Source organism: Chitinophaga oryziterrae, assembly GCF_009758125.1.
Taxonomy (GTDB): Bacteria; Bacteroidota; Bacteroidia; order Chitinophagales; family Chitinophagaceae; genus Chitinophaga; species Chitinophaga oryziterrae.
On record NZ_WRXO01000003.1, the window covers coordinates 116,258 to 139,292 of the forward strand.

14 protein-coding genes are annotated in these 23,035 nt (G+C 43.5%); 11 read left to right on the plus strand and 3 right to left on the minus strand.

All coding sequences use genetic code 11. From position 1 onward, the window contains the following. Positions 1-180 precede the first annotated feature (180 nt). The 4 genes from GO495_RS12550 (at position 181) to GO495_RS12565 (ending at position 9,649) form a co-directional block, all read left to right on the plus strand. Positions 181-3,723, plus strand: a complete 3,543-nt coding sequence (locus GO495_RS12550) for a SusC/RagA family TonB-linked outer membrane protein (RefSeq protein ID WP_157300043.1) — start codon at positions 181-183, stop codon at positions 3,721-3,723. Continuing rightward, complete coding sequence (locus tag GO495_RS12555) at positions 3,723-5,078, plus strand: RagB/SusD family nutrient uptake outer membrane protein (protein WP_157300044.1); 1,356 nt, start codon at positions 3,723-3,725, stop codon at positions 5,076-5,078. The genes GO495_RS12550 and GO495_RS12555 overlap by 1 nt, the downstream gene beginning before the upstream one ends. A 78-nt stretch (positions 5,079-5,156) precedes the next feature. Next, positions 5,157-7,091 carry a TlpA family protein disulfide reductase gene (locus tag GO495_RS12560; protein ID WP_157300045.1) on the plus strand — a complete coding sequence of 645 codons (1,935 nt, stop codon included), beginning with the start codon at positions 5,157-5,159 and terminating at the stop codon, positions 7,089-7,091. Continuing rightward, the gene (locus tag GO495_RS12565; RefSeq protein ID WP_157300046.1) at positions 7,091-9,649 is read left to right on the plus strand and encodes a S9 family peptidase; all 2,559 of its coding nucleotides are present in this window, start codon (positions 7,091-7,093) and stop codon (positions 9,647-9,649) included. The genes GO495_RS12560 and GO495_RS12565 overlap by 1 nt, the downstream gene beginning before the upstream one ends. A 67-nt stretch (positions 9,650-9,716) precedes the next feature. On the opposite strand, the gene GO495_RS12570 is transcribed toward GO495_RS12565, so the two are convergent. Continuing rightward, positions 9,717-10,856, minus strand: coding sequence for a threonine synthase (locus GO495_RS12570; RefSeq protein WP_157300047.1), 1,140 nt, complete (start codon positions 10,854-10,856; stop codon positions 9,717-9,719). Between the two features lie 94 nt (positions 10,857-10,950). Here GO495_RS12570 and GO495_RS12575 point away from each other — a divergent pair, with 94 nt between their 5' ends. After that, positions 10,951-11,832 (plus strand): AAA family ATPase, encoded by an 882-nt coding sequence (locus tag GO495_RS12575; RefSeq protein WP_157300048.1) that lies wholly within the window; start codon positions 10,951-10,953, stop codon positions 11,830-11,832. Here the strand turns inward: GO495_RS12575 and GO495_RS12580 are convergent. Both GO495_RS12580 and GO495_RS12585 read right to left on the minus strand, forming a co-directional pair. Further along, a complete protein-coding gene (locus GO495_RS12580) occupies positions 11,822-12,019 on the minus strand; it encodes a hypothetical protein (protein WP_157300049.1) in 198 nt (65 codons plus the stop codon). The two genes, GO495_RS12575 and GO495_RS12580, sit on opposite strands and share 11 nt — an antisense overlap. A gap of 24 nt (positions 12,020-12,043) precedes the next feature. Then, on the minus strand, positions 12,044-13,369 hold the full coding sequence (locus GO495_RS12585) for an alpha-L-fucosidase (RefSeq protein WP_157300050.1): 1,326 nt from the start codon (positions 13,367-13,369) through the stop codon (positions 12,044-12,046). Positions 13,370-13,646: 277 nt separating this feature from the next. Here GO495_RS12585 and GO495_RS12590 point away from each other — a divergent pair, with 277 nt between their 5' ends. Genes GO495_RS12590 through GO495_RS12615 form a run of 6 tightly spaced genes read left to right on the plus strand, consistent with a single transcriptional unit; the run spans position 13,647 to position 23,018 of the window. After that, the gene (locus tag GO495_RS12590) at positions 13,647-16,727 is read left to right on the plus strand and encodes a SusC/RagA family TonB-linked outer membrane protein (protein ID WP_157300051.1); all 3,081 of its coding nucleotides are present in this window, start codon (positions 13,647-13,649) and stop codon (positions 16,725-16,727) included. Between the two features lie 12 nt (positions 16,728-16,739). Then, the gene (locus GO495_RS12595; protein WP_157300052.1) at positions 16,740-18,560 is read left to right on the plus strand and encodes a RagB/SusD family nutrient uptake outer membrane protein; all 1,821 of its coding nucleotides are present in this window, start codon (positions 16,740-16,742) and stop codon (positions 18,558-18,560) included. A gap of 12 nt (positions 18,561-18,572) precedes the next feature. Beyond that, positions 18,573-18,962 carry a hypothetical protein gene (locus GO495_RS12600; protein WP_157300053.1) on the plus strand — a complete coding sequence of 130 codons (390 nt, stop codon included), beginning with the start codon at positions 18,573-18,575 and terminating at the stop codon, positions 18,960-18,962. A gap of 1 nt (position 18,963) precedes the next feature. Next, a complete protein-coding gene (locus GO495_RS12605) occupies positions 18,964-19,926 on the plus strand; it encodes a DUF4466 family protein (protein ID WP_157300054.1) in 963 nt (320 codons plus the stop codon). 11 nt (positions 19,927-19,937) lie between these two features. Further along, entirely contained in the window at positions 19,938-21,095 is a 1,158-nt protein-coding gene (locus GO495_RS12610) for an alginate lyase family protein (RefSeq protein ID WP_157300055.1), read from the plus strand. Positions 21,096-21,098: 3 nt separating this feature from the next. Beyond that, positions 21,099-23,018, plus strand: a complete 1,920-nt coding sequence (locus tag GO495_RS12615) for a heparinase II/III domain-containing protein (protein ID WP_157300056.1) — start codon at positions 21,099-21,101, stop codon at positions 23,016-23,018. Positions 23,019-23,035: the final 17 nt, after the last annotated feature.

A 23,035-nucleotide genomic window follows, 5' to 3' on the forward strand; every position in this document is an offset into this window, starting at 1 on the left:
TCAGAGCGGCTCATAGCCTGGTAAAACCGAATAGACAATTATTTTAGGGACAACTGTTTTTTCAATCAACCAAACCAAGTGCAAGGTATGCAAAAAAATGCTTTTTGTAACCGGCCCAACAATGCCATGCCCAATAGTGGGCCGAACGGTAGCCGGTTTTCAGCCAAAATCTTGTTAGTAATGAAACTAACCACCTTCTTCCTTTTTATTGCATTAGTGGGGGTCAATGCAAAGGGGATTTCGCAGTCAGTCACGCTTTCAGGCAGCAATATTCCGCTTGAAAAAACATTTGCTACCATCCGCACACAAACGGGGTATCTTATTTTCTGCGACCGCAACCTTCTTAAAGATGCGCAAACAGTAACAGTGTCCGCAGCAGATATGCCGCTGAAACAGTTCCTGGACATCATCTTCAGGAATCAATCCCTGCAATACCTGATTCAGCAGCAAACAATTTTCGTAAGCAGGAAGTCATTGCCAGCTATACTGGCAGAACTAAGACCTGTACCCGTTCAGGGACATGTTACCGACGGACAGGGAGGCCCATTAGAGGGGGCTACCGTCAAACTGAAAGGTTCCACCATCAGGTCTGTTATCACAGACGCAAAAGGATACTTTAACATAACGCTGAATGTAGGAGACGTAATCGTCATTACCTATGTTGGCTTTAAAACACAGGAACTCACTATTGGTAACAGCACAGACCTTACCATCAGGTTGCAACCAGCTCCTATTGCAATGGACGAAGTGACCGTAAACGTATCTACCGGTTATCAGACCATCTCCGCAGAAAGGGCTACCGGCTCTTATGGCGTTGTAACCGCAAAAGAGTTAAAAGAAGTACCTGCTAATAACCTCATGGAACGCCTGGAAGGAAAGGTACCGGGTGTACGTTTTGATATCTATAAGAATTCAATACAGATCCGCAGTGTAAATACTTTTACAAACAATACCGCACCATTGATCGTTGTAGATGGTTTCCCGATGATCGCCACCGGTGATCAACAGAAACTCACCTCCGTGCCGGTTTCTTCAATGGCTAATGGTTCAATATTATCTGCTTTCAACCCGGAAGACATTGAACAGATCACCTTCCTGAAGGATGCCGTGGCTACCTCCGTATGGGGTGCCAGAGGCGCTAACGGTGTGATAGTGATACAAACCAAACATGGTAAAAAGGGAGCTCCTGTAGTGAGCATTTCATCTACAGTTGGTATTTCCCAACCAGCTCCCCTCTCAAAGCTCAACTGGATGAGCAGCGCACAGTATGTAGATCTGGAAACAGAAATGGTGAACAAAGGCTTTTATACAGATCCTCTTGCCTCTCCTTATTATGATCCGTTATATACTACTAACTCAAGTGATGTGGCAGAATGGTTGTTTAAAGTAAAGAGAGGAACGGCTACACAGGCGGAAGCTGATGCTGCTATCGCAAAGATATCTTCCAGAAGTAATTATTCCCAGATACAAAAATACCTGTTGCAGAACGCCGTAAATCAGCAACATACTTTATCAATATCCGGAGGTGGTGATAATAATTCTTATTATATATCTGGTAACTACAATAAAGACGTTCCTATTTACAGAAGTAACCAGTCGAGGAACACTTTCTTAACGGCCAACCTCACCAATGATCTGTTTAACAAAAGAGTGAAATTAAGAACAGGATTTAATTATCAGTATGCAGCAAGTAAAATTAACCTGGCAGCACTGGATGCATTAAGTAATTCCAGTACATCCCTGCGTCCTTACGATATGCTGGTAGATGATAATGGAAATCATATCCTTAGAGATATCAATTTCCGTCCTGAAGTAGCAGCTGGTTTTGTAGCACAGGGATATCTTCCTTTTTCATATAACGCTATTGATGAACTGAATTATTCCAATACCCAAAATACTTCCAACCAGATCCGCCTGAATGCGGGTGTGAATACTAAAATCACAAACTGGATGGACTTTGACGTATCAGGTGCTTATCAGCGTAATATCAATAATTCAACTACAATTAATGATGTGAATAGTTATGTTGGCCGGATATTTATGAACACCGCTACTACTATTTCTTCTACAACCGGTAAGCCGGTATATAATGTCCCTTATGGAGGATCTTATGCCATGACTGATGCAAACGCATATGATTATAGTCTGCGCGGACAGCTGAACTTTTCCCACTCTCTTGGGCAGGATCATCATATAAGCGGATTGTTTGGCTCCGAGATAAGGGAAACGTATAATAAGTCTTACGGTAGTACGCGGTATGGGTATGATAAAGATGCCAATAGTTTTGGTACAGTGAATCCTACCACACCTTACATGACCATGTATGGTTATACTACTACAATAGGAACCGTAACAACAGGTATTTCCGAACAAAAGAACCGCTACCTTTCATATTATGGCAATGCTGCCTACGTGTATAAGGACCGCTATAATTTAAGTGCAAGTGCACGTTTCGACGACTACACGCTGCTGGGAATTTCACGCAGTAAAAGGGCCAGGCCTTTCTGGTCTGCTGGTTTTAAATGGAATGCACAACAGGAACATTTTATGCAGGACTTTTCCTGGCTGAATGGTCTGGATCTGAGGCTAACCTATGGAACAGGTGGTTCAGTACCGCTGAGTGGCTATAATACAGCCGTTATATCGCTGAATGCGGTTGATCCTAATACACAGTTACCGATAGCTAATATTACCAATCCGGCCAATCAGCAGCTTGGCTGGGAAACTACCCGTACAATCAATGAAGGAATTGACCTGCGCGTGTTCAACAACCGCCTGATAGTAAATGTGGATGTTTACCAGAAAAAAAGTAGCGGTATATTAACGACTCTCCCATACGATGCTACCTACGGATGGTCTTCTCTTGAATATAACACCGGAAAGATGAAGAGCAGTGGCTACGAGTTTGGTATTACCGGCAAATTGCTGGATAAAAAAGACTGGGCAATCACTTCTACTTTCAATTTCTCCTATAACAAAACGAGGATCACAGATAATCGTTACAATACCGCTACCACATCAGCGCTTGTACAGGGTGGTTTTTCTGCGCTTAACAATTATCCTGTGGGCGCTACTTTCGTGTACAGATCTGCTGGTCTGGACCCTGCTACCGGTCAGACACAGATTTACGACAGAGATAAAAATGTGATTAAAAGTACCACCAACCTTACTTCTGCATTTGATATCAATGACCTGAAATATGTAGGTGTGAAAATAGCGCCTTACCAGGGAGGATTCTTTAACACCTTCCGTTATAAGAACTTTGATCTGGGCGTGCAGATGACCTACTATATGGGACATGTATTCTTAAAACCTTCCATCACTAATTACCCTACCTTCAGTAGCTTCTATGGTACTTTAGGTCGTCAGGAAGATCTTGCATACAGATGGAAACAAACAGGAGATGAGGCACATACAGATGTACCAGGATTGACGAACGTGAACAACAATAGTATAACACGCTACAAGTTCTCAGATAAGCTGGTGAGAAGTGCAGATAATATACGCCTGCAACAGATTTCCCTGGGATATCATTTTCCGGCATCTATGCTTCCTAAAAGAGTATTCAAGAGTTTGTCTGTCAGCGGTAACGTCCGCAACCTCGGTATGATCTGGGCAAAAAACAAAGAAAAGCTGGATCCGGAATACCTCAATGCCAATTCCAACTATTACAGCATGCCTCCGGTAACCAGCTATTTATTTAACATCAACGCATCATTCTAATGAAAAGAGCAATATATTTTTTGATGGTGATCGTGTTAACAACAGGTTGCCGTAAATATGTGGAAATAGATCAGATAGGGAATCGTGTGTTAAAATACACAAAAGATTATCGTGCATTACTCGATAACTCTTCAGTACTGGAAGGCGGATTTGGTTTACCTATCTATTCCAATGATGATACCCGTTTCATGGATACTACCAGGCAGGTAGCCATGATCGATATTAACAGAAATGCTTACTCCTGGCAGGCGCAGTACTGGTCAGATACACAATCGGATGTAGACTGGGAAAAATTATACAAAGCCATCTATGTATGCAATGAAGCAACAGATGGGGTGATGGCAAGTGAAAACGGAACAGATGCACTAAAGAAACAATTGTATGCAGAAGCGCTGGTACATCGTGCATATGCGTATTGGTGCCTGGTGAATATCTATGCTAAACAGTATGACAGTACCACTGCGGCTTCAGACCTGGGTGTGCCTTTATTACTTACACCAGACTTGTATGCCAGCCTTAAACGTGCTTCTGTAGCTACCGTGTATAATCAGATCACTTCAGACCTGCTGGCTGCTGTGAATGATCTTCCTGCATTGCCAGATTATAATACTCGTCCGTCCAAAGCGGCTGTATACGCATTACTGGCCAGGACATACCTGTGCAAACGCGATTTTTCCAATGCGCGTACCTATGCTGATCAGGCATTGTCTTTACAAAGTGGTCTGCTGAATCTGCCCACCTACGTGGGTAATACGGCGGCTATACCTTACCGTTTGGCAGATCCGGAAGTCATTTTTTCCAAGATCAACACCTACGGATATACAGGTATACAGCTGGATACCGCTTTGCTAAACCTGTTAGGTACAAAGGATGCCCGTTACACACTATTTGTAAAACCAGGTGGTAACTTTTATCCCACATTTGTTGGTTATGGCTACTGGAGATACAAATACAGCCAGGAAGGTAATTACTTCTGCCAGGGACCTTCTGTGCCTGAAATGATGCTGATAAAAGCAGAATGCGCTGCCCGTGCAGATGATGCTGCCACAGCGATCGGTATACTGAATACACTCAGACAACAGCGTTTTGCAGCGGCTGATTATGCGGACCTTGCAACCGGCACTGCTGCTGATGCACTGAAAAGCGTAGTAGCAGAAAGAAGACGTGAATTTTTTGGTACAGGACTAAGATGGATTGATCAGAAGAGATATAATAAAGACGCTGCTTTACAGGTAACGGTAACCCGCACACTGAATCACCAGGATTATACATTGACACCCAATAGTAACAGGTACGTATTCCCTATAGGGACGAAGTATATCCTGTTAAACCCGGAAATAGAACAAAATCCTTAACCAACCATAATTACCAACGAGTGAAGATACCGGAAGGCATTTGAAATGCCTCCGGTACTCTCTTTAAAAACAATTACAATGAAGTATAGATGGATAAGTATACTGGCTATACTGCTTGGCGTAAGCCATGCCGTGTACAGCCAGACAGATAGCAGCAGCCGGCTGAAAGATTTTGGTGTTCCTGTGGCAGGCGATACAATGCGTATCAACTACGTTAAAACAGGCGGCCCCTTACAGCAGAAAGACAATATCTCTGCCCTGGTGTATATGTTCAATGATTATGAATGGGCAGTAGATGATATCGTATTAAAGGATGGTAAAGGAACGTATAAATTACCGGAGAATTGTGCATTTGTAGCATTACTGTTTTATACAGCTGAAAATGGGAATGTGACAGTTGCTGATAATAATAATGATCATGGTTATGTTGCCACTACAATAAGTAAAGACGGGAAACATGTACCGGGCGGACAACTCGCATGGGGTATTTTCCGTAAACCATCAATGGGTAAAGCTCCTCATTACTTTGATAAATTCGAGATCAGTAATGACGCATTAGAGATGTGGGTAAGGAAAGAGATGAAAGATTACCTGCCGAATATGCCTAAGTATTTTGACAGCTACCTGGCTATGTTGAAATTACAGACAGGGGATGAGTACCCTGAGAAAGCAGTACGTAGCATGGAGCGTTTATCCAGAGATCCTAATCTGACAGAAGATAATTACGTGACTTTCCAGAACGTATATCGCTTTCAACTCAAAGACGAACATAAAGCTGATTCTGTAAGACAGTTTATTCTTCAGAAATATCCCCATGGGAAAACAGCAAGATTCGCTCGTTATAGTGAGGCATATGGCATGCCCCTGGATGAAAAGAAATTGATAGCACTGGAGAAATTTTTACATGATTTTCCTGTTAAAGAGTCAGGTGGTAGTCAGGCATTTACTTACTACAATACTTACCGGACATTAGCGCCTGCTTATTTTGTGTCTAATCAGAACGATAAATTATTCGCGCTGATACCGGATATGAATTTTGCTACACTGAATGAAAATTATCACTCGATTATCGAAGGCGTCTTCATAATGAACAGGTTACCGGTAGAGAAACTCTACCCTGTTTCCAAAGCGCTGATCGATGCCATGATAAAGAAAAGACATGACCTGTCTTACATGGAGGACGTGCGTTATACACACATGCAGGCCGACGAAATAGCGGGTATGCAGATGGACAATAAATTATCAATTCATATCCGCCTGCTCACTAAGATGGGGAAGTATACAGAGGCAATACCTTACCTCGATTTGCTGACGGAGAAAGGTAAATATACAGGCGCCGCTCTGAATGAAGCACGTATTAAGATACTGGAAAATACAGGTGGAGAGACAAAGGTCCTGCCAATGCTGGAATTAGGTATCAGAGCTAACGCGGCTACCCCGGCTATGATCAGCAAATTGAAAGAATTACATGGTGATAGTGCCGGTTTCGATGTTTACCTGGAATCACTGAAAGCAGCGGATGATGTGAAAAAAATAAAAGAAGACCTCCAGGCCAAACTGATCAGAGAGAAGTTTACTGCTTTTAAACTGGAAGACATGAACGGGAAAACTGTCAGTTCTGCTGACTGGAAAGATAAGATCGTTGTGATCGATTTCTGGGCCACCTGGTGTTTCCCCTGTAAAATGGCTTTCCCCGGAATGCAGCTGGCGGTAGACAAATATGCGAAAGATCCGTCTGTGGGATTCTATTTTATTGCCACAATGCCAAGGTCTAAAACTTATAAGGAAGATATTAAAAAGTATATCAGCACATCCGGCTTCCGTTTTAACGTGTTATACGATAATAATGTATTTAAAAGTTTAACCCCGTTCTTTAATTCATCTGCAATACCAAGGAAAATCATTGTGGAAAATGGATATATCCGCTATACCTCAGAAGGATATGAAGGTAGTCCCAGCAAACTGGCAGATGAAATATCTTATGTTATCGAGATCTTAAAAACAGAAAACTAATGAAGAGTCTTCTTATAGGAGTGATGATAGGATGTACTTTACCAGTGTTTTCCCAAAAGAAAACACTGGATACGTCCGCTTATAAAGAGTGGCGGTATTTAGCGGTCCCCACGATTTCGTATGATGGCGAATGGGTGATGTACCATTACGCAGAAGGAAATACGACGTATCTGGCGAACACACATAATGGGAAAGAGATACAGCTGGATAATGTAAGAAGCACTGATTTCTTTGATTATGGTAAATGGCTGAAGTATACTACCCCAAAGGACTCGATGGTCCTGGTACGGTTAAAGGACGGGAAGAAGGTCCTGTGGGATAAATCTTCTTATATCAATTGCGGTACCGCATCTGCCAACGTTATCTATGGTAATAACAGGATGGTGATCTGGAATGTGGAGACAAATGATAGTACTGTCATAGAGCATGAGGGAAAATATACGCTGTATGGCCAATCTATCATTTATATACGGAATATGAAGTTGCTTGCCGGCCCTTTGAAGGGAGAGAAGAAAATCTTGTTCACCGGAGATGTTACAGATTATTCTTTTGATCCTGAAAAGGGAACAGGTACTATTTTATCTGATAATCGGTTGTATACTTTTTCTGTAAAGAAAGGTGTTCCTCAGCAGATACTGAATTTTAATGAAATTGAAGCGCCTGCCGGTTACCGTATAGAAACCCGGGCATATGAGATTACAGCTGAAACGAAAGAGTTCTTGCCGGATCTCATCCCTTTGCATCCTGTTGCTCCGGCAGCAGGAAAGCGCGGGAATACAGGTTTTGAACTGGAGTTGTGGACATGGAATGAGCCGGTGACACAACGAAAACAACGCAGAGGTGTATATAATAAGACCGCATTGGATGAGCCAAAATATATCTACCATATTGATAAAAAGAAATGGGTAGAGGTAAGAGGGGAGAATATGAATGGGTTTTTGATGGCACCTGATGCTGATAATTACAACTACGTTTTACAAACAGACCCTAAGCCCTACATTTATACGATAGACTGGCGTTATAATAATAACGATGATATTTACATGGTGAATGTTCATACAGGAGAACGTACTCTCGTCGCAAAGGATTGTTACGCAAATCCGCAATGGAGTCCAAATGGTAAATATGCAGTGATTTATAATGCGGTGAAAAAGGAGTGGCAGGTGCTGGATACAGCTACCCGTCAGTTCATTGATATTTCAGATCAGATCGGTTATCCTGTGCACGAAGAAGATTTTGACATGCCTAAACCTGCACCATCGTATGGCCTTGCAGGATGGGCAGATGGTGGCAGCAGCGCGGTGATATACGATCGTTATGATCTGTGGGTGATAGATCTTAGCGGTAAGAAGAAAGCTTATTCTGTAACCAATGGTTATGGCAGACAACATGGTGTAAGATTCCGTTTGTTATCTGCTGAATATAATGAACACCTGGATATTTCGAAACCCCTGCTGCTCCACAGTTTTAATGAGCATACCAAAGCAAAAGGAGTATACCGGCTGGCAAACCATAAGGTGGAAGCTCTGGTTGATGATCCTGCTTATTCTGTGAAAGTAATGGAGATGGCAGGAGACGGAAAATCATGCGTTTTTTCGAAGGAGAATTACAATACCTGTGAAGACCTTTGGTGGGGATGCAGCGATTTTACCAGGCAGCAGCGGCTGACAGATATTAATCCTCAGCAAAAGGATTACAATTGGGGATCTGCAAAAGTGGTACAATGGAAGAATTATGAAGGCAGGGAGAACCAGGGATTGTTGTACTTACCTGAGAATTATGATTCTACGAAAACGTATCCGATGATCGTGGACTTCTATGAAACGCATACGGAAGACCTGCATGAATATTTTACACCTATGTACAGTACCTGTACGATCAATATTCCAACTTATGTGAGCAATGGATATGTTGTATTCCGCCCGGATGTACACTTTACGGTAGGAGAACCTGGTGAAAGTGCTTATAATGCCGTTGTCAGCGGTACTTCAGCCATGATAGAGAGAGGGATAGCAGATAAGGCGCATATTGGTTTACAGGGGCATAGCTGGTCTGGTTATGAAGTCGCTTATATCATTACACGTACGAATATTTTTGCTTGTGTGAATGCAGGTGCTGCTGTGACGAATATGACTTACAATTATTTCGCTGTAAGAAGTAATGGGGCGCCCTGTATTTTCAAGTATGAAACAGAACAATCCCGTATTGGTAAAAATTTATGGGAAGGCAAAGACCTGTACATTAAAAATTCTCCCATCTTTAATGCAGATAAGATACAGACACCTTTGCTGATCTTCCATAATGATAAAGACGGAGCCGTTGCATTTACGCAGGGATTAGATCTTTTCCTGGCTATGCGCAGACTGGCGAAACCGGCCTGGTTACTGAATTATAAAGGAGAAGACCATACACTGAATGGATTGCCTGCACAGAAAGACTGGACTATCCGTATGGGGCAGTTCTTTGATCATTACCTAAAAGATAAACCAATGCCCAAGTGGATGAAAGAAGGAATTAGTGTGGATGAAAGGAATGTTGATCAGAAATATGATTATTGAGTCTGTCATATCCTATGCCGTGAAAGAGGCTGCCCATTACGGGCAGCCTCAACTTTTTTGATCTGATTTACCGGTATTTATACCAGGAACCCGTATTAAACAATAATACTGTTTCATCTTCTGCTATCCAGCGGCTCTCTACCAGTTTCTTACAACCAATATAAGTAGCGCTGCCTTCCGGAGAAAGTAATACCCCTTCAGCCCTGGCTACTTCAACAATACCATCTTCCATTTCCTGTTCAGATACAGTCAGGGCAGTGCCGTTACTCTGCCCCAGTACTTCCAGCATCAGGTCCTTGGCAAAAGGGGCCGGAACTGCCAGGCCATATGCAATAGTAGGTAAGGCAGGAATGTTTTGCGTATGTTCGAACAGATTCACCATCGGTGCGCAATTCTCCGCCTGCACAATCACCATCCGCGGCAAATGGCCGGTAATCCATCCCAGCTGCTGCATCTCATGAAAAGCTTTCCACATGCCAATAAGACCAGTTCCCCCGCCGGTAGGATAAATGATCACATCCGGTAACTTCCAGTTAAGCTGCTCCGCTATTTCATAGCCCATTGTTTTCTTCCCTTCCAAACGGTAAGGCTCTTTCAGTGTCGACATATCAAACCCTCCGGTTTCAGCTACCAGTTGCCTGGCCAGTTTACCACAATCATCAATAAGGCCATCAACAAGGATCAGTTCTGCCCCATAAATACGGCATTCTTCCTGCAGAGTAGCAGGCGTATGCCTGGGCATCACAACTGTCGCTTTGATACCCGCTTTGGCGCAATAAGCGCTTAAAGCGCCCCCTGCATTACCTGCTGTAGGAATGATACAATGCGTGATCCCCAGCTCTTTGGCTTTAGACACCGCCACACTGATCCCCCTGGCTTTAAAAGAACCGGTAGGGTTTACGCTTTCGTCTTTTAAAAGCAGGTAGTTACGCTGACTAAGTGCAGATAACTCAGAAATGGGGGTCCAGCCTTCACCAAGGCTCACAATATTGTGTTTATCGAATACCGGTAATAGTTTCGCGTATCGCCATATTGTTCGCTCAGCGCTGTGCAGGAGATGGCTTTTAGGCAGGTCCAGGTCGTAATTGGTCAGTAAAGGCTGATTGCAGCAGGTAGCGAAAGACTGTCGTTCTTCTATATTGTACAACTTATGGCAATGGGGACATTGTAATGTTGTTGAGAGTGAAATAGCATTCAAGGTCTTCATGGGGTACGGATGAGTGATACTATCTAAAGTTAAGATTTTACGCTGCATGTCCGTTGCAACTAAATAAAAAAGAAGGAGTAAATATATAGAAATATTGATCTGTTGCAGTGATAAAGAGCTGTTACCTGCTTCAGTAAGGCAAAAATGGATGGCAACGACCTTTGAGCATGTGCCGAATATTGAGATCATTACTTTTGATTATAATGAGGATGAATTGCCAGGTACCTCTGTTACTTCTCATGAAGTATCGGCAGTATGGTCAGAGACGTTTAAAATGCTGTTTCCTGATCATTCCCTGGTAATTACTTCGGAACCTTATGGCGATTTGGTTGCCGGTTTTATGGGAATAGAACATATCCCTTTTGATCCGGATAAAAAGCTATATCCTGTATCTGCTGCTAAGATCAGGGCAAATGCTTATGGCAACTGGAATTACCTGCCGGAAAGTGTAAAAGAGGATTTCATTACGAAAGTAGTCATACTGGGAACAGAATCAACGGGGAAGACAACACTCACCGATAAATTATCAAAGCATTTCCAGAGTGCTTATGTATTGGAGGCAGGGAGAGATGTGGTGGCAGATTCGAATGACTTCAGTATGGAAGATCTGGAACTGATAGCCAGTATACATGCAGAACGGATCGCCGATGCATCTGTAGGTAAAAGTCCTTTATTGATCATCGACACCGATATTCATATTACATTGTCATATGCACAGTTCGTTTTTGATAAACTCCCGGAAGTAGATGAAGTGATTTATAAGCGCAACAAGGCAGACCTGTATCTCTATCTGAACAATGATGTGGAATATGTACAGGATGGAACGAGGCTGAGTGAAGAAGACCGCAATCTGCTGGATCATTCACACCGGGAAATATTAGCGCGCCATAAAGTAAGATATGAGGAAATAACCGGCACCTGGGAGGAACGCTTTAGCAAGTCCATCGCATTAATAGAAAAGCTGATCAGCAGGTAATACAGGTTTTCGTTTTGAATGTGATGATGGTATATACCAAAGCGATCCCCAGCAGGATAAATCCGGCAACTTTTATATTCTTTTTTTTTCTTTTATAACTGCCGGTATCAGGGTGGATAAATATTCCTCCCTTAAAGATCAGCAGTAGCCCTAATGCCAGAGGAACTATAACGTCGCGGTATCCCATGGCGGCAAAAGTAATTATATTAATTTATCTTTTTATCTGTACTTTAATTACAGCAGCAATGCCGTCGGGCGTTTTTGCGGGTAAATTGATGGTCATGTCATTTGTTATCAATTTCTTACCGTTAGCCAATAATTGAGCAGAGATTATTTTTGTACCTGGGATCTCCAGTTTCCCATCCTGTGGCCAATCGAATACCGAAAGATAGAGATAATTACCTTTAGCAGTAACACGTCCCCAGGCTGGCGCTGGCAATTCGCTTTCATGGGTACCATAGATGGCTTCCCCGTTTATTTTCATCCAGTTGCCAATAGCTTTAAGACTGCGGATACTTTCTTCCGGGAAAGTCCCATCTGCTTTAGGGCCTACATTTAAGAGATAATTACCGCCTTTGGATGCAATGTCTATGAGGTTACGGATAAGAGTGGTATCGCTTTTCCATTTATGATCAGTGCTTTTATACCCCCAGGTACCGTTCATGGTCATACAGGTTTCCCAGTCGGCCCCATCCATTTCACCTTTCTTAGGGATCTTTTGTTCAGGGGTTTTAGTATCTCCCGGGAAGTTGGGACGTTTAAGCCGGTCATTGGTAATGATGTTGGGCTGGAGTTTTAACAACGCCTGAAGTTTCTGAGCAGCATCGTCTGTCATATTGGTAGGAGTATCCCACCAGAGAACAGCTACATCACCATAGTTGGAAAGCAGTTCTTTCACCTGTGGCACTGCCACTTTATCAATGTACTGGGCGAAGGTGGCTGTTTCCTGTGCCGGGTCCCAATGACCGTCATGGTCTTTGGTGTAGGCATCAATTTTGGCGCTGTCCGGGTTAGGCCATCCTTCTGAAGTTACTTTCCGGTTGACGGCACCGCCTGGATTTGTCCAGTCCTGTGCCTGTGAATAATAGAAGCCCAGTTTGATATGATACTTCCTGCAAGCCGCCGCGAGTGGTAATAATAGGTCCTTTCCATACGGAGTAGCATCAACAATATTCCACTTACTGGCATTCGAATGAAAGAGTGCAAATCCATCGTGATGTTTAGCGGTGATCACAATGTATTTCATACCCGCATCTTTAGCCATGCGTACCCATTCGTCCGGGTTATATTTTACAGGGTTGAAATGTGCGGCCGCCTGTTGTTTATAAGCCGCAACAGGGATCTTGCCTCTGTTCATGATCCATTCGCCGGCCTTGTTGATTTCATGTCCATCATAAACACCTGCAAGTTGTGCGTAAACACCCCAGTGAATGAACATTCCGAAGCGGGCTTCGCGCCACCATAACATGCGGTTGTTATCCTGTGCGGAGAGGGTGTGGCAATAACATAGTAACAGAATAAAAGCTAGTTTTTTCATAACAGTGGGTTAATTCACGGCAATTTAATAATTTAATTGCAATCGATTGTTTTTATCTATATTTTTGTTTAAAGGACAACAGCCCAAAGTTTAAAGTACAACAACTGAAAATTCCACGAACCTTAATCAACTAAAATCCATTCCACGTATGGCAACAACAATTTACCTAATATTTAATGACATGACTTAGTACGCAAACGTTTGCATAACTGTACTATAGTTTGCCGGTGTACCCACCGGTACAGCCCCCTTATTGTCCACACTTAAATGAAACGTTATGATTAATTTTCTACCTCTCAGGTGGGGGATACTTCTTGTATTCCTACCCCTGTTCTCTACCGCTGTTGCAAGCGAATTACCCGATACACTGATAACAGGCCGCGTTACAGATGCCACCCGGCAACCTTTACCGGGCGTAAGCGTATCATTAAAAGGCAGCCAGACCGGCACCGTTACCAATACCAGCGGCTACTATTCAATACGCGTGCATACCATCAATGGAATACTGGTGTTTTCATTCATAGGCTCCACTAAAAAGGAAGTTGCTTTTAACGGACCGGGGACTATCAACGTACAAATGGAAGCCGACCAGAAGGCGCTGGGAGAAGTCGTTGTAGTCGGATATGGTACACAGAAAAAAATAAACCTGGTAGGTGCCGTATCTGCCGTTAAAGTAGATGAGAAAATTACCGGCAGGGCATTGCCCAATGCCTCTTCGGCTTTGTCTGGTTTAGTGCCGGGATTAGCCGCTACACAATCTACCGGTATGGCGGGTAACAACGGCGCCAGCCTGATGATCCGCGGATTAGGCACCGTGAATAACAGTAGCCCGCTGGTAGTCGTAGACGGTATGCCCGATGTGGACATCAACCGTGTGAACATGAATGACGTGGAAAGTATTTCTGTATTAAAAGATGCTACCTCTGCTTCCGTATATGGTTCCAGAGCTGCTAACGGTGTTATTCTTATTACCACAAAATCAGGGAAAGGGCAGAAGAGAACAGTCATTAATTTCAGTGGCTCTTTAACAACAGAAGTGCCTACCCGCTCCTATGAATTTATGTCTGACTATACACGCGCATTAACCATTCATCAGCGTGCGGCTGCGGTAAACACGCTGCGGTCGAATTATAATTTTAAAGATGGAACAATAGATCAGTGGATGGCCATGAGCATGGTAGATCCTTTACGTTACCCTGATACCAACTGGTGGGATGTGATCATGCGCAAGGGACAGATGCAGAATTATAATCTGTCGGCATCCGGTGGTTCCGATAATTCCAATTTCTTTATCTCATTAGGTGTGATGAATGAAAAAGGATTACAGATCAATAATGACTACAAACGCTACAATGCCCGCTTTAATTATGATAATAAGTTGCGGAAGAATATGAATGTAGGACTGAAGTTTAACGGTAACTGGTCCAGGTATGTATATGCACTGGCAGATGGTTATACAGATGATGATGCCACAAATACCGCTGGTTTTGATATGCAGTATGCTATTGCGGGTATTACGCCTTATGACCCTGCTACCGGATATTATGGTGGCGTAATGGCCTATAATGAAGACCCCCAGGCATACAATCCTTATACCGTATATATGAATACGCTGAACCATCAGAACCGGCAGGAAGCAACAGCAGCGGTATACTGGGACTGGCAACCAATAAAGGGATTAACAGGACGGGTAGACTATACATTGAATTATTACAACCAGTTTCGATGGAATGCCAATATACCTAACCGGTCTTTTAATTTCCAGACGAATGATTTTGGTAGTCGTGTGTACGTGGGCGATAATGCCGGTGTAGGTAACTATACCAATACAGGGTATAAAACCATGTTAAACGGAAGACTGAATTATCATACTGCTATCGGTAAAAATCATGATATAAATGTAGTAGGCGTATATAGCGAAGAATACTGGTACGACCGCTACCAGGGTACTGCCCGCAACGACCGCCTGTATCCTACATTACATGAAGTAGATGCTGCATTGACAGATATACAAAGCACCGGTGGTAACTCCGGTACGGAGGGATTACGTTCCTATATCGGCCGTGTAAACTACACAGTTTTCGACCGCTATCTTTTCGAGGCCAATTTCCGTTATGATGGGTCTTCTAAATTCCTGCCGGGACAACAGTATGGTTTCTTTCCTTCTGTAGCCGTAGGATGGCGTTTCACGGAAGAAGGATTCATACAGGCATTCACAAAACACATATTAAGCAATGGTAAGTTCCGCATTTCTTATGGCGGTTTAGGGAACAACAGTGGTGTGGGTAGATATGAACAACAGGAAACATTGGCTGCCAGCAACTACATACTGAACAGTGGTATCGTAAAAGGTTTTGTGAACGAGAAGATGGTGAATAAGGATTTATCCTGGGAGTCTACTAAAATAATGAACCTGGGACTTGATCTTGGTTTCTTTAATAACAGGCTGACAACAGAACTGGATTATTACAACCGGTTAACGACCGGCATGAATCGCCCTTCTGAAATGTCTAACCTGCTTACCGGTGCTTATGATGCGCCAAGAAAGAATATTGGTGATCTGCGTAATAAAGGAGTAGAAGCAAATATTACCTGGTCCGATAAAATAAATAAATTCAATTATGGTATCAACCTCAATGCTTCTTATAATAAAACCACTTTGGAAAAATGGAATGAGTTTTTAGGGAGAGGATGGACCTTCCTGAATATGCCTTACCATTTCCTGTATACCTATGAAGACATTGGCATTGCGCAAACATGGCAGGATGTGTACAATGCTACGCCACAGGGAGCTTCTCCCGGAGACCTGTTACGCAAAGATCTAAACGGGGACGGGCGTATAGACGGTAATGATATGAAAGCAGATCCTTCTGTACAGCGCGACCGGCCTACTACCAATTTTGCACTGAGCGCCAATTTTGGATGGAAAGGAATTGATGTGGCTTTTCTCATACAGGGTGCCACCGGCCGCAAGGATTACTGGTTGAATAATTACAACAAAACCAACCTTCCTGCACAGCGTTATGCTTCTACCTGGGACCACTGGAATAATACCTGGTCTGTAGAGAACCGCGATGGTCCATGGCCCCGTTTGAATGGTAGTAATAATGCTGTGGAGACTACCTTCTGGCTGGATGATATGAGCTATATCCGTTTCAAGAATATCCAGATTGGCTATACATTGCCTGTTAAATTATTGAAAAGGGCAGGAGTGAACAGCTTCCGGATTTATTGCTCTACAGAAAACATTGCCACTATTACTTCTTTCCGTGGCCTTGATCCCGAAATGACAGGCAACAGGAGCAATGCTTATCCATTGAATAGATCTTATTCAGCAGGGATTAATATAAGCCTATAAAAACTGATCACCATGAAAATAACTATATATCTTATCTGTATAATTCTTTTCGCAGGCGCTTGCACAAAAGACCTGCTGAAACAACAACCTACTACTGAACTGGGGGCTAATTCCTTCTGGAAAACAGAAGCCGATGCTACTTATGCCCTGATGGGAGCTTATGCCGATATCAGGCCCCTGTTCGACCGCGATTACTACTTCGACGGGCAGGGAGAATATTTCCGCACCCGTGGGACCAGCACCACCAGTGGTAATCTGCAAAAAGGAGATGCTTACAATAACGGAGACTATAACCCTTCCGGTTATGGCGACAACTTCGATAAAATGTACCAGTACCTCTACGGTGGTGTAAACCGCGCCAACTACGTTATTGAGAACGTCACTAAAATGTTGCCCCACGCCAGTGCAACCTCTTTACCTGAACTGGAAAGGATCATAGGTGAAGCAAGACTGCTCCGGGGGATGGTCTACTTCCGGTTAATATCCATGTGGGGTGATGTACCCTATATTGGACATGTTATTTACAACAATTCAGAAGTGGCTGGTCTTACCCGCATACCCATAGGACAGGTGAAAGACTCCGCACTGGCCGATTTCACCTATGCCTTTGATAAACTGCCCGTAAAAGCTGCTGAAGCAGGCCGTGCTTCCAAAGCTGCAGCACTGTCTTTCCGTGGTAAACTGCAATTATACTGGGCCTGCTGGAACCAGTTCGGCTGGCCTGAGCTGGACAAATTCGTACCGGACGGTGCTGCGGCTACCCTCGCTTACAGGGCTGCTGCCGAAGACTTCGGACATGTCATCAATGACTATGGACTGGTACTTTTCCGTAACGGTGAACCCGGGGAGTGTGATGTCCTGGGCAAAGCAGATAAGCTGCCTAACTACTATTACCTCTTCACCCCGGTAGCCAACGGAGATCCTGAAATGATCATGGCTTTTACGCATGGGGGTACCGGAACCAACCAGGGAGAAGAACTGATGCGCGATGTAGCCGGACGTTCTCATGAAGGCTCTCAATGCTGGGTATCTCCTCGCTATGAGATCGCAGATAGGTACCAATCGATCATAACAGGCGATTTTGCGCCGAAACTCATCCCGATGAACCCGAGTATTGCCGGAGCAAGAACGACGCTAAATTCGGCTGTAAATCCCCGGAGTTATGCAGACCGTGATTACAGGATGAAATCTTCCATTATGTGGGATTATGAAATGAGTGTAGGCATGATCTCATTGAAATCCACAGGTTGGGTGCCTTTCATTTATAAAACCTGGAACCAGGCGGTTACCCTGGAAGGGGTTAATTATACGACTTACAATACAGATGGGTGTAACTCCGGTTATGTATTGCGTAAGTTCCTGCGCAACTATGCAGGGCAGGGGCGTAGCGATGGTAACTACAACTACCCGGTAATGCGCCTGGCAGATGTATACCTGATGTATGCGGAAGCCACCAACGCGGTAAATGGTCCGCAGGCGGATGCTATCCTGTTACTGAATAAAATAAGGCACAGGGGAAACCTGCCTCCGCTGAACGCAGATAAAACTGCCAGCAGAGAAGCATTCTTCAGCGCAATAGAACAGGAACGCATAATAGAACTGTTCGGGGAAGGGCAACGCTCCTTTGACCTGCGACGCTGGAGAGCAATAGAACGTGTATGGAACCCGCCTTATGGAAATGGGGTATGGCGTATAGATACTTATGGTGCGCAGATGTCCCGCTATTTCCAGAACTCTTCTGAAAGGGAATACCAGCAGTGTTACATCTTTAAAATTCCCCCGGGAGAACGCGACCGCAATCCCAACCTCACTCAAAATACCCCCTGGTTATAAAAATATTCACGCATGAAAAAGATACTTTTTTTACTGGCTATCGCCTTTATCAGTTGCTCCAAAGACCATCCCGTTGATGAAGACGGATTACTGATCACTTCCCGTGCAGAATGTTACGTCAGCAACTTTGAATTACTGGGAGTAGATTTCCAGACGGTAAGAACAAAGAATGCTGTAATAGATACTACTGCCTGCACCATCGACGTCACCGTATTTTACGGTACGGATTTAAAAAACCTTTATCCGCAGTTCACTTTAGTCACCGATGCTAAACTAGACCCTAAAATCACAGGAAAAGTTGATTTCTCTGATCTCACAAATCCTAAATCCTATACAGTGATATCAGGTAACAGGAAAGTAAGGAAAACATATAAAGTTCTCATCACCGTACAATCTAAATAAAATGAGAAATATAGTAATCATATTATTATTGCTGGTAACAGCCTGTAAGGATAAAGACTACACCGTTCCTGTTCCCAAAGACGCGCTACAGAACGATTGTATCAAAAGGACACTCGGCCCTAACGTAGCCGGACTGAATATAGAATTCGCCTACGCTATGGCTTTACCTTTAACGAAAGGGAAAATAATCTCTGCACAGGTAGAAGCATCCATCGCTGGCGCTGCCGGTACTTACCTGGAGAATAAATCCTACTATACGAATGGCAGTGGAGTAGATGTAGGCATACAGGTAGGAGACCCTTCCGTAAATGAAAACAATTTCACAAAAGTTAATTTTACAAAAGATACGAACGCCGTTACACTTCGCTACTATTACATCATTCCAAAAGAAGCACAGGGGAAATCAGTCACCTTTACTTTTTCCGCTAAAAGCAGTGATGGAGAAGCCGTATCTTATAAAATGGGCCCTTACGTGATCTCTAAAATGGATATAGTACTTGATTTGCCGGTAAAGGACGGGGATTTTATTTCTATTGCAGATATGGCTGTATACAATGCAACAGATGCCGCTACAAAAACTGATAAGCTGGATCTTGTATATCTTTTTAGGTCCATCCCCAATATCTCCTTTGGTCACGCGTTAGTATCTCCAGGAGGAGAACCGGAATATTTGCCTGATGTAATACTGCCAGCCGGGGCCAACAAGATAACTAAAATCAGTAAAGTCTGGAATCTCCGGGATTTTCACCTCGCGCGTCTGCAATACGGCATTTATATTGATGATCTGGATTTCGAACAGTTGAAGATGTCGGATGCACCGGACTATGCCATCAATCTAAAATCTGAAGCAGGTGTCTGGATAGAAACTGCGGATGGTAAATACAGAGCTTATATTTATATTAACAAAGCAGACGATGCAAAGAAAAGTGCGGTAATCAGTATGAAACGTTATATGCTTAAATAAAATCTATCGTTATGAAATTATTACTCTTGTTGTGGATGTATGCAGCGCCTTTGCCACCTCATACTTTCCTTGTTAAACCAGCAGCATTACTCAATGCAAAGCAAAAGATAGAAAAGAACGACCCTGTTATGCAACAGGCTTTATCAGCGCTGATAAAGGATGCGGATGAATCTTTAAAAAGCGGGCCTTATTCTGTAGTATACAAAGAGAAAACACCACCCAGTGGTAATAAACATGATTACATGAGCGTAGGTCCATACTGGTGGCCGGATTCCAGTAAAACTAACGGCCTGCCCTATATCCGAAAGGATGGACAGATCAATCCGGAGCGGTATGCCATTAAGGATGATGAATATCAGAATGCATTATCCAAAGATGTATACCTGTTAGGACTGGCCTGGTATTATACCGGTGATACAAAATATGCTACCCATGCTGCCAAACTGTTAAAGACCTGGTTCCTGGATCCGGCTACGCGCATGAACCCGCACTTAAATTATGGGCAGGCCATTCCTGGTATCACAGAGGGCAGAGGTATTGGCTTGATAGATCTGCATAATATACCCATGCTGATAGATGGTATACAATTATTAAAGAATTCGCCCGCTTTACCCGTTGCTGATTATAAAGCCATACAAGCCTGGTATACTGATTACCTCACCTGGATGCGTACCAGTCCGGTAGGATTGGATGAAGCTGATGAGTTAAATAACCATGGCACCTGGTATGATGTACAACAGGTAACCATTGCATTATTTACAGCGCAACCGGCATTGGCAAAGAAAATCCTGGAAGAGCAAACGAAAAAGAGAATTGATAGTCAACTGGAAGCAGATGGACAGCAACCCAAAGAACTGGCACGTACCTTATCCTGGAACTATTCATTATTTAACCTGAGAGCATTCTTCGAACTGGCACTGCTGGCGGAAAATGTAAATGTTGATCTGTGGCACTATGGTAAACTGCAAAAGGCTTTTACCTGGTTATTACCTTATGCAGAAGGAACAAAAACATGGGATCATCAGCAGATTAAACCCAGGGATGATAAGGAGTTCCTTGAATTGGCAAAAGTAGCTGCAGTGAAATATACACTGGATTTAACCCCTCTCTGGGAAAAACATACCGACTTTAAAAGTAACATGCTTCTTCTCACCAACTGGGATTATTAAAACATGAAAAAGATACTACTTTTTATCTGCCTGTTATTGACCTGCTGCATATTATCCGCGCAGGACTTACTAAGCGGAAAATACTCCGGAAAACAGCTGTCAGAGCGCCTGATACCACAGGTTAAATGGGAACCCTTCCCGCGTACCGGCAACAGACCTGCATGGGCGAAAGCCGATGCCGAAACAGGAAAAGCGCTGATAAAAAAAGCTGAAGGTTTTCTCAATTATGAATGGCCGGGTATCCCTGCTGTAAAATCACTATTGATAGTACGTAATGGCAACAGGAGTGAATACCAGGAAATCAGCTTTAAAAAACGGCAGGTACTAGGCACACTGTTATTAGCCGAAGTATACGAGAACAAAGGCAGATTCACAGACCAGATCGTAAATGGTGTATGGTCTGTCTGTGAAGAGTCTTTCTGGGGCGCCCCCGCGCATTTGCCAAAAAGTAAGGATTACGCCGGACTGATGGACGTTACCAACCCCTTTGTAGAACTGTTCTCCGCGGAAACAGGTATGTTACTGGGCTGGGTAGATTACTTTATGGCAGAAAAGCTGGATAGCATTTCTCCACAGGTAAGAAAACGGATTTACTATGAAACTAACAAAAGGATCTTCGAGCCGTTAATGACCAAACCCCATGGATTTATGAGTACGAATGCCAATGGCAGGCGCCCTAATAACTGGAATCCCTGGATCTGTTCCAACTGGCTCAACGCCGTATTGTTATTAGAGAAAGATGATCAGAAGCGGACTGCTGCCGTACATAAAATACTGGGTGTCCTGGATGCTTTTCTAAACCCCTATCCTGCCGATGGAGGCTGTGATGAAGGCCCGGGTTACTGGGGTGCCGCAGCCGCTTCGCTGTATGATAATATCTCCATGTTAAACCTGGCCACTAATAATGCATTTGCCTATGCTTATGAAGATAAGAAGGTAAGAGAGATGGGCCGGTTCATTTATCGTGCGCAGATCAGCGAGCGTTATTTCCTGGATTTTGCAGATGCAGACCCTCAGCCTGGTATGCCTGCCCGTATGATTTACCGCTTTGGTAAGGATATTAAAGATCCGGATATGATGAAATTCGGAGCGTATTATTTTGCCCGTGAGGATAAGACCAGCACTGCCGGGTTCCAGTTCTTCAGGCATCTTTATGCCTTGTTTATGGAAGACGAACTGGATCATGCTGAGAAAGGGTTATTATTACCGGCAGACTTCTGGTGGCCCGATTTACAGGTAATGATAGCCCGTGATAAACAGGGTAGTACGGACGGTTTCTTTGTAGCCGCCAAAGGGGGTAATAATGATGAAAGCCATAACCATAATGATATTGGTAACTATGTGGTGTATTATAACGGATTGCCTGTATTGATAGATGTTGGCCGGGGTACTTACACGGCAAAAACGTTTAGTAATAAACGCTACGATATCTGGTATAACAGGTCTGATTATCACAATGTACCTACTGTAAATGGATATACTCAGCAGGATGGCCCACAGTTTAAAGCCACACAGGTGAGTTACCACAACAGTTCAGTGATAATGGATATAGGCGCTTCTTATCCCGCTGCAGCAGGTATTGAGAAATGGCAGCGTAGCGTTAAGTTAAATCGTGGAAAAAACGTACAGGTAGAAGATGTGGTACAGTTAAAAACAGGAGGACCGGTGATACAACATTTAATGACCTGTTACGCAGTAGAAATAGATAAACCGGGAATACTTGTCATTCACCAGCCATCAAAAGATCTCTATCTGCATTATCCCTCAGAGAAATTCACCGCTACTATAGAAAAGGTGCCCATGGAAGCAATGGAAGATCAGGGTGTGAAACAGAAATGGGGAGAGAATATCTACCGGATCAACTTAAAAGCAGTTAACCCGGTAACGAAAGATCATTATGTTTTTTCAGTCACTACTAAATAAATAACCGGGTATGGTGG

Bases quoted from the DNA above. Each gene is read 5' to 3' on its own strand.
- GO495_RS12550 (WP_157300043.1), top strand. From the start codon at position 181: ATGAAACTAACCACCTTCTTCCTTTTTATTGCATTAGTGGGGGTCAAT.
- GO495_RS12605 (WP_157300054.1), top strand. From the start codon at position 18,964: ATGAGAAATATAGTAATCATATTATTATTGCTGGTAACAGCCTGTAAG.
- GO495_RS12585 (WP_157300050.1), bottom strand. From the start codon at position 13,369: ATGAAAAAACTAGCTTTTATTCTGTTACTATGTTATTGCCACACCCTC.
- GO495_RS12580 (WP_157300049.1), bottom strand. From the start codon at position 12,019: ATGGGATACCGCGACGTTATAGTTCCTCTGGCATTAGGGCTACTGCTG.
- GO495_RS12610 (WP_157300055.1), top strand. From the start codon at position 19,938: ATGAAATTATTACTCTTGTTGTGGATGTATGCAGCGCCTTTGCCACCT.
- GO495_RS12560 (WP_157300045.1), top strand. From the start codon at position 5,157: ATGAAGTATAGATGGATAAGTATACTGGCTATACTGCTTGGCGTAAGC.
- GO495_RS12590 (WP_157300051.1), top strand. From the start codon at position 13,647: ATGATTAATTTTCTACCTCTCAGGTGGGGGATACTTCTTGTATTCCTA.
- GO495_RS12595 (WP_157300052.1), top strand. From the start codon at position 16,740: ATGAAAATAACTATATATCTTATCTGTATAATTCTTTTCGCAGGCGCT.
- GO495_RS12555 (WP_157300044.1), top strand. From the start codon at position 3,723: ATGAAAAGAGCAATATATTTTTTGATGGTGATCGTGTTAACAACAGGT.
- GO495_RS12615 (WP_157300056.1), top strand. From the start codon at position 21,099: ATGAAAAAGATACTACTTTTTATCTGCCTGTTATTGACCTGCTGCATA.
- GO495_RS12570 (WP_157300047.1), bottom strand. From the start codon at position 10,856: ATGAAGACCTTGAATGCTATTTCACTCTCAACAACATTACAATGTCCC.
- GO495_RS12600 (WP_157300053.1), top strand. From the start codon at position 18,573: ATGAAAAAGATACTTTTTTTACTGGCTATCGCCTTTATCAGTTGCTCC.
- GO495_RS12565 (WP_157300046.1), top strand. From the start codon at position 7,091: ATGAAGAGTCTTCTTATAGGAGTGATGATAGGATGTACTTTACCAGTG.